The sequence below is a fragment of the Erysipelotrichaceae bacterium 66202529 genome (assembly GCA_017161075.1).
In the GTDB taxonomy this organism is placed as follows: Bacteria; Bacillota_I; Bacilli_A; order Erysipelotrichales; family Erysipelotrichaceae; genus Clostridium_AQ.
On the sequence record CP046174.1, the window covers coordinates 3,295,548 to 3,311,400 of the forward strand.

The 15,853-nt window shown below is 41.8% G+C and carries 10 protein-coding genes; 4 read left to right on the forward strand and 6 right to left on the reverse strand.

What is annotated here, in order from left to right:
- Window positions 1-2 precede the first annotated feature (2 nt).
- The 3 genes from GKZ87_15575 to GKZ87_15585 all read left to right on the forward strand — a co-directional run bounded on the left by GKZ87_15575 (window position 3) and on the right by GKZ87_15585 (window position 4,279).
- Window positions 3-1,025: an aminopeptidase gene (locus tag GKZ87_15575; GenBank protein QSI26802.1), complete on the forward strand. Its 1,023-nt coding sequence runs from the start codon at window positions 3-5 to the stop codon at window positions 1,023-1,025.
- A gap of 264 nt (window positions 1,026-1,289) precedes the next feature.
- Complete coding sequence (locus tag GKZ87_15580) at window positions 1,290-1,940, forward strand: UPF0016 domain-containing protein (GenBank protein ID QSI26803.1); 651 nt, start codon at window positions 1,290-1,292, stop codon at window positions 1,938-1,940.
- A gap of 587 nt (window positions 1,941-2,527) precedes the next feature.
- Window positions 2,528-4,279, forward strand: coding sequence for a peptidase M3 (locus GKZ87_15585; GenBank protein ID QSI27987.1), 1,752 nt, complete (start codon window positions 2,528-2,530; stop codon window positions 4,277-4,279).
- A 121-nt stretch (window positions 4,280-4,400) separates the two neighbouring features.
- On the opposite strand, the gene GKZ87_15590 is transcribed toward GKZ87_15585, so the two are convergent.
- From GKZ87_15590 to ptsP, 6 genes are all read right to left on the reverse strand, one after another.
- Window positions 4,401-4,622 (reverse strand): cell filamentation protein, encoded by a 222-nt coding sequence (locus tag GKZ87_15590; GenBank protein QSI26804.1) that lies wholly within the window; start codon window positions 4,620-4,622, stop codon window positions 4,401-4,403.
- 613 nt (window positions 4,623-5,235) lie between these two features.
- On the reverse strand, window positions 5,236-6,750 hold the full coding sequence (locus tag GKZ87_15595; protein QSI26805.1) for a response regulator: 1,515 nt from the start codon (window positions 6,748-6,750) through the stop codon (window positions 5,236-5,238).
- Window positions 6,743-8,218 (reverse strand): sensor histidine kinase, encoded by a 1,476-nt coding sequence (locus GKZ87_15600; protein ID QSI26806.1) that lies wholly within the window; start codon window positions 8,216-8,218, stop codon window positions 6,743-6,745. Before GKZ87_15600 ends, GKZ87_15595 begins: the two co-directional genes overlap by 8 nt.
- On the reverse strand, window positions 8,208-9,179 hold the full coding sequence (locus tag GKZ87_15605) for a substrate-binding domain-containing protein (GenBank protein ID QSI26807.1): 972 nt from the start codon (window positions 9,177-9,179) through the stop codon (window positions 8,208-8,210). Before GKZ87_15605 ends, GKZ87_15600 begins: the two co-directional genes overlap by 11 nt.
- 310 nt (window positions 9,180-9,489) lie before the next feature.
- The gene (locus GKZ87_15610) at window positions 9,490-11,052 is read right to left on the reverse strand and encodes a diguanylate cyclase (protein QSI27988.1); all 1,563 of its coding nucleotides are present in this window, start codon (window positions 11,050-11,052) and stop codon (window positions 9,490-9,492) included.
- Window positions 11,053-11,547: 495 nt separating this feature from the next.
- Window positions 11,548-13,251: a phosphoenolpyruvate--protein phosphotransferase gene (gene ptsP, locus GKZ87_15615; GenBank protein ID QSI26808.1), complete on the reverse strand. Its 1,704-nt coding sequence runs from the start codon at window positions 13,249-13,251 to the stop codon at window positions 11,548-11,550.
- 321 nt (window positions 13,252-13,572) lie between these two features.
- On the opposite strand from ptsP, the gene GKZ87_15620 reads away from it, so the two are divergent.
- Window positions 13,573-15,759: an EAL domain-containing protein gene (locus GKZ87_15620; protein QSI26809.1), complete on the forward strand. Its 2,187-nt coding sequence runs from the start codon at window positions 13,573-13,575 to the stop codon at window positions 15,757-15,759.
- The last annotated feature ends 94 nt before the right edge of the window (window positions 15,760-15,853 follow it).

The window sequence follows — 15,853 nt, forward strand, 5'->3', positions numbered from 1 at the left end:
AAATGAATAAAACGTATGTATTGGATTTTGCGGCAAAGCTTTTAGGGACAGATTCCCCGACCGGGTTTACAAAAAAAGCAATCGATCTGGTAGCAGACGAAGCTGCTGCTTTAGGCTATGAAACAAAACGGAACAACAAAGGAAATCTTTTAATTTATGTGAAGGGCGCAAGCAGTGAAAAGACCATCGGCTTTTGCGCACACTGTGATACGCTGGGTCTGATGGTACGCTCAATCAAGAGCAACGGTATGCTTGCAGTTACAAATATCGGAGGACCGATCATTCCGACACTGGATGGGGAATACTGCCGCATCCATACAAGGGATGGCAGAAGCTATACCGGTACTGTTCTTTCCTGCTCCCCGGCATCTCATGTATATAAGGACGCCTCTACAAGAAAGCGTGAAATTGACGAGATGGAAATACGCATTGATGAGGTTGTCTGCTGTAAGGAGGACGTGGAAGCCCTGGGGATCTGCAACGGTGATTTCATCGCGATTGACCCTAAGGTACAAATCACGGAAAGCGGCTTTATCAAATCCCGTTTTCTGGATGATAAAATCAGTGCCAGTGCATTGATGGGTGTTCTACAGCATTTGAAGGAGCATGCCATAACTCCTGCGTGTGATCTGATTTTTATGATGAGCACATATGAGGAGGTTGGACATGGTATGGCACACATCCCTTCCTGCATCAGTGAACTGATTGCCGTAGATATGGGCTGTATCGGTTTGGATCTTGCCTGTAGTGAACAGGATGTTTCCATCTGTGCAAAGGATTCCAGCGGGCCGTATGATTACGAAATGACCAGCCGGCTGATTGAGCTTGCCAAGCAGGAGCATCTGAACTACGCTGTGGACATTTATCCAATGTATGGCAGTGATGTGAGTGCAGCCCTGCGTGGAGGCAGTGATATCCGTGGTGCCCTGATTGGCCCTGGTGTGCATGCTTCACACGGCATGGAGCGTACCCATTATGACGGTGTGGAAAATACCATGAAGCTGATTCTGGCATACATTTCCTAAAGCTGAACAGATTCCCTATTGCGAACAGTGTCAAAAGCACAAACAGCAAAAAGGAATCTTTTCTTTTTGGTTCTTTCTTACTTTAGGGCGTTTATGAAAAAGAGAACACAATAGTTTTGAATTCTCTTTTTCAGGTTGTACCCACAAGCGAGTAAGAACCTTCTTTTTGTATACCTGCTTTTACTTCTTCTTTTATTTTAGGAGATTTCATTGTATCATGCATAGCAGAAGCCATAAACACATATATTTGAAGGAGGTGAACCTATGCTGTTTCATACATTTCTATTTGTGTTTCTGGCAGAGATGGCGGATAAAACACAGCTCATGATTATGGCGCTGACAAACCGCTATTCTGTAAAAACCGTAATTGCCGGTATGATACTCGGTGTCTTTGCGATCAGCGGTGTTTCCGTGCTTGCCGGTGATTTGATCGGTGATCTTATCCCCATGCGGCTGATTAAGCTTGCGGCCAGTGCCATGTTTCTGTTTTTTGGCTTAATGAATCTTCGCTGTAATGACAGTGAGGAGGAGGGTCATCATTTTGCATTGAAAATACCGGTGGTATCCATTGCCTTTACCTTTGTAGTCGCAGAGCTGGGAGATAAGACACAGCTGGCAACTGTAGCGCTGGCAGCCGATCATATGGGAGAGCATCTGCCTGTCTTTCTTGGCGCATCTTTTGGTCTGATACTGGCAAATATTCTTGGTATTTTTGCCGGGAAGCTTATTTTTTCTCATTTACGTGAGGATACCGTCAAGGTGGGAAGCTCCTTTATCTTTTTCCTCTTTGGCTCATTGACACTGTTTGAAGCTGTACCGGGAAGCACGATGATATTCATCGTATACAGCACTGTTCTAATCCTGTGTGCCTATGCGATCTACACAATTTCCCGCCGTCATACAAATATGCAATGAGGAACTGTCTGAGTGACAGTTTTTTAGTCTTCCCCAATATATGCCCTGTTAGGAAGACAGTAAACATTCTCCATTTAGCATCTTTCTAAGCTGATAACTATTATATTGAATACCTTAGAGCCTGCCTTTAACAGCTGAACAGGTGCTCTGTTCTGCACAGGCAATCCTATATGATAACTACAGCCTATATTCATCATGATTCACTGCTTAGAGCTTTCATGTATGTTACATTACAAGAATTCGAATCTGTTTCAGCTGTTTGTTCATTCATCGTACAAAAAAAGCTGTTTAAGCAAGACATTTAAAAGCATGAGTGAGTGCTTCTTTTAGCTTTCCTCATACTGTATCAGTCGTTTGGTTATTCACCCTTCATAAAAAATACGCACGTTCCAGAAGGAGATTTGAACGATGCACTTTGGCTGTTGTCTGTAGAATCCCTTTCCGTTTTGCTTCTGCCGAGATAATAGCAGCTCTATATGCCGAATATTTGCATTTCCCTAAAATAAACGGCCAAAGCTATGCATTTCCTGTATAGATGGGATATAATATGGGTATTGTCTAAAGGAAGAAAGAAGGTAGATAATATGATGAAGGAATGGTCTTTAGATGTTTTATACAAGGGATATGATGATGAAGCGTTCATCCGTGATTTTAAAAAGATGGATGCCATGATACAGACCTGCTCACAGAGGGCGGATACTCTGTCCCATGAGGATGAGGTGCAGACATTGCATGATCTGCTGGCAATGCTGGAAGAATTTCATATACTTGCCGATAAGCTGGGACACTTTATTTCTTTGAAGCAGTCAACGAATACATCGGATGGGGAAACAGTTTCCCTAATGAATCAGTATGCGAAAAAATGCAGCGGTATTACCAAGGCGAATGCTAAGTTCAACCGTTATGTGGCTGAAATCGAAAACCTGGATGCCTGTATCAAACAGGATGATCTGTTACGGGAGTACAGCTATCTGCTGCATACGATCAAAGAGGACAGTAAGTATCTGCTGAGTGATGATGTAGAGGAAGTCCTGTCAAAAATGAATATCAGCGGTGGTGATGCCTGGGCAAATCTTCAGGAATACCTGACAAGCATTGTAGAGGTTGACTATAACGGTGAAAAAGCAACCCTATCACAGATTCGCAATAAGGCTTATGACAGTGATGCATCCGTGCGGAAAGCTGCTTATGAGGCTGAATTAAAGGCATACGATAAAATACGGGATGCCGTTGCCTTTTCTCTGAACAGTATCAAGGCGCAGGTACTGAGTGAATGCGAGCTTCGCGGCTTTGCTTCTCCGCTTGCCATGACACTGCACAATTCTCATATGAAACAGGAAACCCTGGATGCATTGCTGGAAACAATGCAGACCTATATGCCGAAATTTCATGCTTATCTGAAACGGAAGGCAGAGCTTCTGGGATATACGAACGGGCTTCCATGGTACGAGCTGTTTGCTCCGCTGGGAGAGGACTCCAAAACCTACAGTGTCGAGGAGGCCAAGGAGTATCTGTTAAAGCACTTCCGCCCGTTTGCGGATGACATGGCGGATATGATGGAGCGCGCCTTTGATGAAAGCTGGATTGATTTCTTTCCACGCAAGGGAAAGGTCGGCGGTGCCTTCTGTGCAAATTTAAGCAGTGTAAAGCAGAGCCGTGTATTGACAAACTATGACGGAGCACTCGGTGATATCGTTACCCTGGCACATGAGCTGGGACATGCCTATCACGGCATGATGATTGAGGATCACCGCCCGCTGAATACCGACTATTCAATGCCTGTCGCAGAAACGGCTTCCACCTTTAATGAAAACATCATTATGAATGCCGCAATCGAAGAAGCGAACGGAAAGGAAAAAATCACTCTGATTGAAAATCAGCTGCAGGATTTGACGCAGGTCATCTGTGATATCTATTCCCGTTTCCTCTTTGAAAAAACGGTGTTTGAAAAAAGAGCCGACAGCTTTATGTTTGCGGATGAGCTGGAAGCAATTATGGTGGAAACACAAAAGCAGGCATATGGAGATGGATTGGATCCAAACTACCTGCATCCGTATATGTGGATTTGTAAATCCCATTACTATTCCAGCGGTCTGAGCTTTTATAACTTCCCATACGCCTTCGGTGCCCTGTTCGCAAGAGGTTTGGTTGTAAAATATCAGCAGGAAAAGGAAGCCTTTGTTCCGAAATACCGCGAGCTGTTAAAGGCAACCACAGTTTCCAGTGTGGAGGATGTTGCCGCAATGGCAGACATCGATTTGTGTGATAAGGCATTCTGGACAAGCTGTCTGGAAACCTGCGCACAGCGTATTGATGAATTTCTGGAGCTGACAAAGTAAAAGGTACAAAAAGCAATTCCCGAATTTTCAAGGAATTGCTTTTTCTTGTTGCTATTCATATTGCCTCTGTATCCGGTATACGTCGAGCAAGTATCTCCAGCTTATGCTTCGCTCGAATACTCTATTTTGCCCTGTAGATTGTGTAACCCTCATAGTAATAGCTGGTATCAATGCCTTTCCTATAGACCTCTTGGTCATAGCTTTTGTCCGTATGAGCCGCTTTCAGCAGGTATTTTAACTCCACGCCCTTTTTTAGGCTGCGTTCCATAGTGAGAAGATTATCCTCTTTATCAACCATGCTCCAATCAATGTCCTGACTAAGCTCTTTTTTTAAAGGCTGCATCCATCCAGCTTCCGCTTATCTTTCCTCCAATTCGTGCAAGCTCGACTGAATCTGTGATACATAATTCATTTAAGTGTCATATCATCGTTCCTCCTTTGTATAAATATCTTTGTAAGACATGAAGTCGTGATAATCTGTTACTCTTTACAATTCACACAAATAAAGGATAGTAAAGATATAGCGCATAAGCACCCTTCTTATTTTACTGTTTTCAGGATATCTGAAGTAGATTAGAAGCTACACCTGCTGAATCATTCAACACAAAGCAGAGCAAATGCAACACTTCTAATTCTAATGTATTTGTGAATCCATATCCTATTTACATGTATACAAAGCATCATTTTTGTAAGTTACCTTCACAAGCTGACAGGCAATACCGCTTAGATCAATACCATGCACAGCACCATAAAAAAACCATGTTCTGGGAGAAACATGGTTTTTTTAAAGAAAAAGGATTAAAGTAAGGCCGGCTGGTAACAGCCTTACCATTATGGTATTGCAGATAGTATTATGATAGTTAAATTGGTCTTTTTTATCTGCAATGTTATTATATAACTGTTAAAATAGTAAAATCTTGTTATCTTTAGCAATAATTTGCAGTTAGCATTCTTTTCTACTTATCATCGAATGAATTTTTATACATTTTCGGTGTCAGCCCTGTATACTTCTTGAATATTTTCGTAAAGTAGTTCTGTCCCTGAAAGCCCACCTCGTATGCAATTTCCTTAATGCGCTTCCCGCTTTTTAACAGCTCCTTACTCGCCTCCACACGCCGCTCACTGACCAGCTCGGTAAAGGTTTTATGCAATGAAGTATTCAACAGCTTACTGAGATAAAACGGGGATATCTGAAGGGCATCCGCCATATCGCTCAATGTAATCTGCCTGCGGTAATTGGCATCGATATAACGCACTGCCTGACGCACCAGCTGATTCGTATTGCGGAAGCGTTCCTCAACAATGGGATCATACAGACGATGCATCTGCATATGCAGATAGAGCGGTACCTCCTGATGAATATTCGTACTGATCTGCAAGGGAACGATCTCAATCCCCTGCAAATCGATATGTACATATTCCTCCTGTAAAGCGCTGCGCAGCTTTGCGAATAACGCACTGACTTCCTGTACGATCTGAGCACGCTCATGCGGAATCAGTGTCAGACATAGCTGATGAATAGCCTTCTTCAGCCCTTCCTCATCCATTTTCTGAAAGATGATCAAAAACTGTGCAACAATTTTATCCAGATCTATATCCGTACTGCCCTTTCCCTCATGATCCTGCAGAAGCTGTACACTCACCGACTCTATGCTTCCAATCCGCTCTCTTGCCATTTGAAAGGAATGGTGAAACAATGCAAGCTCATTTACGATTGGCCCAATACCAAACTCAAAGGTATCTGCTCTCAGCTTTTCGATATAGTCTTCCAGATGCTGAATATCCTCCTGAACGATGGCACGCTCTGCCAGGATAAAAAATATCTGCAGTTCATGAAACAGCTCCTTCAGGCAGCGAAAGCCAAGCTGTTTGAACCCAGAGGATACCGTTTCCATATAGCTTTGATCATAATGGGAGGAATGGATGATAAAGCAGAAGCCACTGCAAATACGCGGACTCAAAAGACGCAGATTCTTACGCAGAACAAGCTCATCCTCATCGGATAATATCGCAAACAGACATTCATTCTCAACAACAGGTGTGATTTTTTCTATTTTCTCCAGCAAATCGCTTTGATGCTTTTTTTCATTCTGCTTCTGTGTAAGATGCTCCATTGTCTTATGCAGAGCCTCCTTCAGATGGTCAATCGTATACGGCTTTAATATAAAATCCTCAACCCCAAGACGTATTGCTTCCTGTGCATATTCAAAGTAATTATAGGAGGACAGAATCAGAAAGCCGACTTCACTTTCCGTCTTACGAATCCGGCGGATAACCTCCAGACCGTTAATTCCCGGAATATTGATATCCGCTAGAATGATATCCGGATGATATTCCTCAAACATCGTCAGGGCCTCTTTCCCGTTTTTAGCCGCATACAGCTCCCTGCATTCGGGAAAGCTGTCCTGAATAATCTTATACAGCGTTTCCCGTTCAATTTGTTCATCCTCGATGATCATGATTTTATACATAACCGTTCTCCTTCAAATCAATCTGTATATTGATTTCAAATCCGCAATCCTCAAGACTGTTTACAATAATACGCACAGCATCACCATAGAAGGCCTTTAAACGCCTTGTGACATTATAAAGACCCAGGTGGGAACGTTCATCACTCCCCATACGAAAATCGTTTAGAATAAGCTTTTCCAGCTCATCCGCAGGCATCCCTTTGCCATTATCACTTACAGAGATCATAATGTCGTTATGCAGCAGACTGACCTCGATGACGACCTCCCCATCCTCAATCGTATCCTGAAGACCATGAGATACCGCATTCTCCACAAGCGGCTGTAAAACCATCGTCGGCATTGGAATATCCGGCAGATCGTCTTCCACATCCATCAAAAAACGTATCCTGTCACCATATCGCTTCTCCTGGATATAATTATAATTTTGAATTGCCTTGATTTCCTTTTTCAAAGAACTTATTTTACTGGCATTGTCCAACCCATAGCGCAGAAGCTGACTGGTTCTCTCCATCAGCTCACTTGTTTCATACGCTCCCTCACTATATGCCTTTTTATAAATCATATTCAGCGTATTGAACAGGAAATGCGGATTGATCTGATTTTGCAGAATGCGCAGCTCACTCTGTGCCAGCAGCTCATCCTTTTTCAGATTCTCGTTTTGCTGTTCCAGAACACGGCGCTCCAGCCTTGCCTTTTCGTTTTCATACTGGATATTCTTTTCAATACTGTCTGCCATATCCTCCAGAGCTAGACAAAGGACATTCATTTCCTTATTCGTATTGGAAATTTGTGTAAGATCATATTCCCCCTTTTTAATACGGTTCATATTATTGATCACCTTTTCCAGCGGATCGGTAATTGATTTAATCGTGGAAATAGAGAAATAAATCATCCACACAATCAGATAGAGGATAAAAAACAGAGAAACAAGCTGCATCGTCTTCTGATTGCTGTTAACAGCCGCCTTCTGCAGCTGCATATCCTGTGTCGCAAGACCGTAATATTCACTTGCCGTCTTATTGATCAGATCATAATCATACAGCAGCTCCTGATACTTGCCACTAAACTCCTTTTCCTGTTGAAGATCTGAAGCAATAACCAGCTCTGCCTGCGCCATATATCCATTCACCATGTTGTTTAGCAGCTCAAACCGCCATACATGATCCTGATTTTTCAGACTTTCCTTTACCTTTTCTAAATTATTCTCCAGAACCAGGCGATACCGGTGAAATGTATTGTAATTTACATCATCCGGAGAATACAGATATACCTGCAAAGCATCGTTGAGATTTTTCAGATTATCATAAAACTGATTCAGTTCATTGTATGTGGTATACGTGGAATTGTATTTTCTAATCGTCCTGTCATTGATAAGCACATAGGTAGTACAAACAAGTACGATCACAACGATCAGCATCAGATTATAATTCATGATTTTACTGCGAAAGCTCTTAGATTTATTCCACATGCTTCTCCTCCTTCTCAAGGGAAGCAGCATAGGTTTTCAAATTATCCCGGTTCACAAGCATAAGATAGGACGGAATTTTTTTCTTTTCCGGCTGTATCCCCTTTACTACATAATCATAAAGAATATGTATGGACTCATAGCCGTACTGATAAAAGGATGTCACAATACTTCCCTCCACCTTTCCAGACTGTATAAGCTCCAGCGTTTCCTTCATGTCATCCACACCGTATACAAGAATATGATCCTTATTGTTCATATACTCCCTCGCATCTACAAAGCCAATCGCATTCTCTCCGGCCAGATTTATTGAAACATTCATCCCTGTGGACCTCTGCAATACCTTAACCCACTCATTGCGTGAAGTCAGCTGATCGCTTCGTGATTCACTTTTTGCGACGATTTCAAAGCCGCCGGGATGTGCAGCAAATACCCGTTCAATGGATTTAATCTGTTCCTTCGCCAAATCAAAGCTCAAATCACTGACCTGTATTCCTATACGAAGCGGCTTATCCCTGCCAAGCTTTTTCTCAATATCCGTTAATAGCAATCTGGCCTGTTCATCAAAGTCCTTACTGATCGTTGTCAGCGGGTCACTTCCCTCGACAGGAGAATCGACAAGGACAAACGGAATCCCCTTATCCTTTCCCTTTTGTATAAGCGCCTTATCAATGACTCCCTGTGTAATAATTCCATCTGCTTCCTTCAGCAGCCCTGTATTGATAACATCCACCATATCGCTTGTGGAAATCTTAATCGGCCCTTTCCAGTCGCAATGCACCTCCAGCTCACTGCAGGCATCCTGCATTCCCTGTCTGGCCTTTTGCCATAACGTATGTGTGGACAGCGGTGTAGCAAACAGAAAATACAGGGAGGCTTTCTTTTCTACCTTTTTTTCCGGAACACTGCAGCCGCTCATAAAACAGACAAACAGACATACTATCAATAAACCTATTTTTCTCATTCTCATCCCTGCTCTCATGAAATCATTCTAACATATCAAGACCCGATTGGAAACGCACAAACAAATAAAAAAAATGATTCTTGAAAGGGAACGTAAGAATCATTTCTCTATACAAAATTATCAGGTACAAGACGATCCTCATACCGTCTTATCAGTCAAAAACCGTTGAACTGTATTCATGTCTGGGGTTTACCGCGGCTCTTTCCTATTCTGATAACATTGTAATCAAGCGGCATAATGCCGGCTACAGTACCTAGTATACCGTATCAAACATAAAAAATCTTGTCATTTTTAGCAATATCTTGTCATCCTATATCTCTATGATCTCATAGCGGTTGCCACCTGCATGCTTTGCGCGATACATCGCTTCATCCGCCCTTTGAAAAATTTCATCATAGCGGCAGGTGTGATCACTCATGCAAACACCGATACTGGCACTCAACACCTTTTGATCCTTCACTGTCGTATTCACCAGACGCTTTAACAGCTCGTCCAGCCATTCATGCAAATATGACAGAGATAAAATATTCTTCATGAAAACGCAGAATTCATCCCCACCGATCCGTCCGGCAAAATCACTGCTTCGCAGCATTCCCTTTAGTACGGCAACCACATTGAGAAGAACCTGATCGCCAATCAAATGACCGAACGTATCATTGATATTTTTAAATTTATCAATGTCAATCACCAGCAGACAGACATACTGATCCTGATGCATAATCTCCAGTTCTTCTGTCACATGGTAACGAAATGCTGTCTTATTCATAACATTTGTAAATTCCTCTATTTCCGAACGGCGCTCCAGCTCTTTATTTTTCTCCAGAATCTGACTGCGTTCATATAACAGACGCTCCATATCAATTTTCAAAAGCAGGGTATTCTTCATATTGTTATGCGCAGATGCAAGCTCCATTTGACGAACCTCATAATATTCCTGCAGAGCAGTCAATCGTTCTTCTTCCTTGCCAAAGATGGTTGCATAAAGAACCTGACATTCTTTCAGTTCGGAATGCTTTTGATACTCCGGATATTCCTGCAATATCAGATTCAGCTTCTCAAGCACCTGGGAGGTAAGCTCTTTATCTTTATATTGCATACAAATTTTGAATACCTTCAGCAAATTCTTAAAGGTATGCAAACGATCCGATTCTCTATCTACGATATCCAACAAGCGTGTTACCTCATCACGAAAGACATCTATATTGCTTTTATAGCCGGCACGTAAGACCTGATACAACTGAAAATCATTATCTACCGTAATCTCTTTAAACCGTTTGTGATATTCCCAATACCATGGAAGCCAATATGCATACTCCTCCTCATCCTGCAGGAATACACTTGTGCCAAGCAGATTGATAATATTATAGCCGTCATTGATTTTTAAATCATCAAAGCATTTGATACTGCGTTCTGCAATAGCTTTCTTAAAATACTCCTTTGCTATTTCATAATACCCCAGATCAAGAAAGAGAACACCGAGATTATTGAGAATAATGTAAAAATATCCGAGCTCCTGATGCTCCAGTGCAATATAGTAGGATTTCAGCATATATTCAACAGACATGATTTCATCGCCAACTGTAGCGCTGACCATCCCTGCCAGGTTGTAGGATACCATTTGAAAAAACGGATAGGGCTCCTCTTCACCGATGCATATCCCTTCCTGCAGATACAGCATTGCTTCATGATATACTCCCCTGTTATAGGATACATTACCTAAAAAGTAACAGGCGATAATCTGATAATGCTTATCCTTTTGTTCTCTGCTTATGTCATAAAGCTGTGATGCATAATGAAAAATACCTTCAAAATCATGAAGGATCCGACATTCTTCAATATGCGCATACAGGCTTTCCATTGTTTCAGCATTCATCATACTATAATCATATCACATTCATACCTATTTTTAAACACTCTCGCAGGCTTAGATGTCTATAAATGCACATTTTTAAATAAAGGAAATGATACATCGTACAATAATCTTTACTTCTGAATCCGAAATGTATCCCGCTGATCCGAATGCATTCACATAGGAATTTCCATAGAAAGCTCTTGTATAACACGCTGTTTTGAGTTTTTGAGGCATTACAACTATGTAGAAGACCTTTATCATTATTGGTATTACCGGTCTTTAATTTTGGCAGTTCATTAGGAAGGAATGCAGATATTTTTATAAGGTATTACAGATTACCATAGGAGAATGCTTCTTTCAGGTATTCATTCCTAGCAGATGATTCACCAATTCCTTATGGAAACAATAAGCCATACAGGCTGCTGCACAGCTTTTCATTCATGATCTTTATGTGTGTATCACACAGATAATAAAAAAAACCAGACAGCCATAGACCATCCGGTTTCTAAATTATCATTATTTTGCGATTGCTTTCTTAACCAATGCAAGAACATCCTCAGCAGTAGCCTGCTGCAATGCTTCTTCTGCAAGACCTTCCATTTCCTTCTTGCTCAGGTTTGTCACCATCTGACGAGCCTTCAGTATCTGTGTTGCAGACATGGAGAATTCATCCAGTCCCAGACCAAGGAGGACAGGCACTGCGTATTCTTCACCAGCCATTGCTCCACACATACCAGTCCATTTTCCCTCTTTGTGAGCGCCGTCAATCGTCATTTTAATCAGACGCAGGATAGAAGGATTGTATGGCTGATACAGGTAAGAAACCTTTTCATTCATACGGTCTGCTGCCATAGAGTACTGAATCAGGTCATTCGTACCGATAGAGAAGAAGTCTGCCTCTTTTGCAAAGTTATCAGCATTTACTGCAGCTGCCGGAATTTCCACCATCATACCGACTTCAATCTTATCTGCAACCTTAACACCCTCAGCGATCAGCTTCGCCTTTTCTTCCTCAAAAATTGCCTTACCCTGACGGAATTCATCAACAGTAGCAATCATTGGGAACATGATGCACAGTTTTCCGTAAATAGAAGCACGAATCAATGCACGCAGCTGCGTACGGAAGATTTCTGTTCTGTCCAGACACAGACGAATTGCACGATATCCCAGGAACGGATTCATTTCAGGATCAAATGTGAAATAAGGAAGCTTCTTGTCACCACCGATATCCAGTGTACGAACGACAACACGGCGTCCTCCCATACCTTCCAGAACCGTCTTATAGGCTTCAAACTGCTCGTCCTCTGTTGGGAAATGATCAGAGTGCATATACAGGAATTCTGTACGATATAGACCAACTCCTTCACCACCATTGTTCAGCACACCCTCAACATCATCCGGTGTACCAATGTTTCCGGCAAGTTCAACCTCATGTCCGTCTGTTGTAACGGATTTTGCATCCTTCAATACCTTCAATGCTTCCTTTTCTTCCATATAAGCTGCACGTTTTGCTTCATATTCTTTGATTTCTTCACCCGTTGGATTCAGGATGACTACGCCATCCAGTGCATCCAGAATGACTGTATCCCCATTGTTAGCAGCATCCAGCACACCGCTGCAGCCTACTACTGCAGGAATTTCCAAAGAGTTTGCCATAATGGCAGAGTGACTTGTTTTACCACCGATATTAGTAGCGAAGCCTTTCGCATACTCGTTTAACTGAGCAGTATCGGAAGGTGTCAAGTCATGAGCGATAATGACGGAATCCTCATTGATTGCACTCAGATCCGGAATTGTCAGTCCAAGCAGATTACATTTCAAACGGAATGTAACATCCTTAACATCTGCTGCTCTTTCTTTAAAGTATTCGTTATCCATGGATTCAAACATGGTAACCATCATGTTAGCTACTTCATTGGTTGCAAATTCCGCATTCACTTTATCGTTTTCGATCATTCCTATGATCTGGCTGGCAAGCTCAGGATCTCCTGCCATCATCAGGTGAGCATCAAACACGGCAAGCTCTTCCGGAGCCAGACGTTTTGCGGCACGTTCTTTGATACCTTCGATATCAGCTTTCGTTTTTTCCAGAGCTGCGTTAAATTTCGCTATCTCTTCTGCAGGTGCTGCTTCTGTTTTGACAATCTCGAAGCTCGGTGTTTCCAGCTTGTAAACCTTTGCGATCGCAATCCCTGCGGATGCTGCAATACCTTTTAACATAAGTATGTCCTCCTCTTACTTCATATAATACTTATAAAAAGTAGTCCTTATCTGATAGAATCACAACGCTTCCATGAGTCTATCTCTATCTAAAATAATAACATTTTTTGAGCCTATAAGCAATATAGAATGCAATCACAGCCTGTTTTTTCACGGTGTTTCCATCCATTTCCGTTTTCTGCAGCACTGTTTTTCACATTTGAAAAATAAATATAATATACTGCCTTTTCATCTTGCATATTTCCTGCTTAATTTTGAAACAAAACCTTTACATCTTTCCCCTTTCCTGACTATACTATATATATAAAAGGGGGAATACCCGTGAAAGATGAAATCAGGAAGCTCCAGCAGGAAATCAATGACCTGAAACAGGAGCTGAAGCAGTACAAGGAATATGATTCTTTGACCGGACTTTATAATAAGCATGGCTTTTATGCCCATGCAGATTATTTGTTAACTGCATTTCCTTCGCTCTCCTACCAGCTGTTCATAATAGATTTTGAGCATTTTAAGCTTATTAACGATCAATACGGCACAAGACGCGGTGATGAATTGCTGACGTCCTTTGCAGAACTGCTGTTTAAAAGCTTTCAACAGGAAGAAACAGCCTGCGGTCGGATTCATTCCGATATCTTTGCTATTCTTGTTTTACAGGGTCATGAAAAAGAAATTTGTGAGGATATCGGTACGATTTTCAGGCAATGTGCGCAAGGTTTGGATGTAAGCTATGTTATTGGTGTTTATGATATCAAAGACCGTCATATTCCGATCCCCCTGATGTGTGACCGTGCCATGATGGCAGCCAATTCCATAAAAGGAAAGTATGAAAAACGCTGGTGCAGATATGATGATAGTATGCGTAATGTTCTCATGGAGGAGCAGGAGCTTCTTACAAATGTCGATAATGCGCTGGGACATGGGGAATTCCAGCTGTATATTCAGCCAAAATGCAATATGAAAACGAGAAAGATCGTCGGTGGTGAGGTGCTTGTCCGTTGGATTCATCCGAAAAAGGGATTGATACCGCCAAAGGATTTTATTCCTATCTTTGAAAAAAACGGCTTTATCAAAAAGCTGGATGCCTATGTATGGGAACAAACAGCCATATGGCTTCATAAATGGTCAAAAACACATCCTGTTCTGCCTGTATCCGTCAATGTGTCCCGTATGGATATTATGGAAATGAATGTGTACACCTATTTTCAGGATCTGATACGCAAATATAAGCTGGATCCCTCCTGGCTGGAAATTGAGGTTACAGAAAGTGCCTATGCCGGAAGTGAAGAAATCATACATACGATTGATCAGCTCATGAATCATGGATTTACTGTATTGATGGATGATTTTGGAAGCGGGTATTCCTCTTTAAATATTCTGAAGGATATCAATATCAATATTTTGAAGCTGGATATGCGCTTCCTTGACAGCCAGAACAGTAAAAGCCGCAATATTCTGGATTCTATCCTGCAGATGGCAAGATGGCTTGGTATGAAGGTTATTGCTGAAGGTCTGGAAAATAAGGATCAGGCGGATTTTCTGTTGAATATCGGCTGTATGCATGCACAGGGCTTTTATTATTATAAACCGATGCCGCTGCAGGAATTTGAACAGCTCCTTTTACAGAGTGAGCTTGTTGATACCTCCGATTATCTGCAAAGTCCGGATTACCGGGATCAGCCTATTCATTTAAAGGACTTTTTCCGAGAGGATATGCTTTCTGATATGATGTTGAATCACATCCTTGGTGCTGTCGCAGTATTTCGCATTATGGAGCATACGATTCAATTATACCGAGTCAATGATGCATATTATCAGCTGACGGCTGATTGCATACGGCTGGAGGATGGTTTGCTTGATTTTCTGGATAACGGAAGAACAGAATTCCAGAATCTGATTGTTCATGCCCATGAGTTTCATGAACACGGAAGTGAAAAAATTCTGCACTTAAAAACACAGACAGGTGATCGCTGGTTAAAATATCGGTGTTATTTCCTTGCGACGCGTGGAAACACACAAATCGTATATGCTTCCATTAGTGATGTCAGTGATTACATGCAGACTATGGAAGACCTGCGTTTATCCAGAGAGTCCTTCCGTATAGCGATGGAAGCGAGCCAAATCACTATATTTGAATTGGATATAGAAAATAGGGTTGCCTCTTATTCTCAAAATGCGATGAGAGCCTTTGATCTTGATGATTGTATTATGATCAATGCACCGGAAGGCTTTATCGAACAAGGCAGTGTTTGCGAAGGTTATGAGGATATTTTCCGCAGTATCTATAATGACATTTATAATGGCAGTCCGCGCGCATCCTGTGTGATTCGCGCCCATATGGCAGAAGGGGATGTCTTTAACCGGATAACACTGACAGCTATACAAAACGAAAAGGGAAAATCCGTCCGCGCTGTTGGATGCGTGGAAAATATTACAGAAGAAATACTTAGATTACATCCACACGATCCGGATACCTACCTGAAAGCACTTATGAAGAAAAGCACAAAATGATGTGCTTTTTTTTCAGGCAGAGCATAAATATAATTATATGCATTTACAATGAATTTACCATAGCTGTTTTGTTTCTGAAAGCATACGATACATA

Excerpts from the sequence above, each read along its gene's own strand:
- ptsP (QSI26808.1), bottom strand. The coding sequence starts at position 13,251 with ATGTTAAAAGGTATTGCAGCATCCGCAGGGATTGCGATCGCAAAGGTT.
- GKZ87_15605 (QSI26807.1), bottom strand. The coding sequence starts at position 9,179 with ATGAGAAAAATAGGTTTATTGATAGTATGTCTGTTTGTCTGTTTTATG.
- GKZ87_15600 (QSI26806.1), bottom strand. The coding sequence starts at position 8,218 with ATGTGGAATAAATCTAAGAGCTTTCGCAGTAAAATCATGAATTATAAT.
- GKZ87_15610 (QSI27988.1), bottom strand. The coding sequence starts at position 11,052 with ATGAATGCTGAAACAATGGAAAGCCTGTATGCGCATATTGAAGAATGT.
- GKZ87_15590 (QSI26804.1), bottom strand. The coding sequence starts at position 4,622 with ATGCAGCCTTTAAAAAAAGAGCTTAGTCAGGACATTGATTGGAGCATG.
- GKZ87_15585 (QSI27987.1), top strand. The coding sequence starts at position 2,528 with ATGAAGGAATGGTCTTTAGATGTTTTATACAAGGGATATGATGATGAA.
- GKZ87_15595 (QSI26805.1), bottom strand. The coding sequence starts at position 6,750 with ATGTATAAAATCATGATCATCGAGGATGAACAAATTGAACGGGAAACG.
- GKZ87_15580 (QSI26803.1), top strand. The coding sequence starts at position 1,290 with ATGCTGTTTCATACATTTCTATTTGTGTTTCTGGCAGAGATGGCGGAT.
- GKZ87_15575 (QSI26802.1), top strand. The coding sequence starts at position 3 with ATGAATAAAACGTATGTATTGGATTTTGCGGCAAAGCTTTTAGGGACA.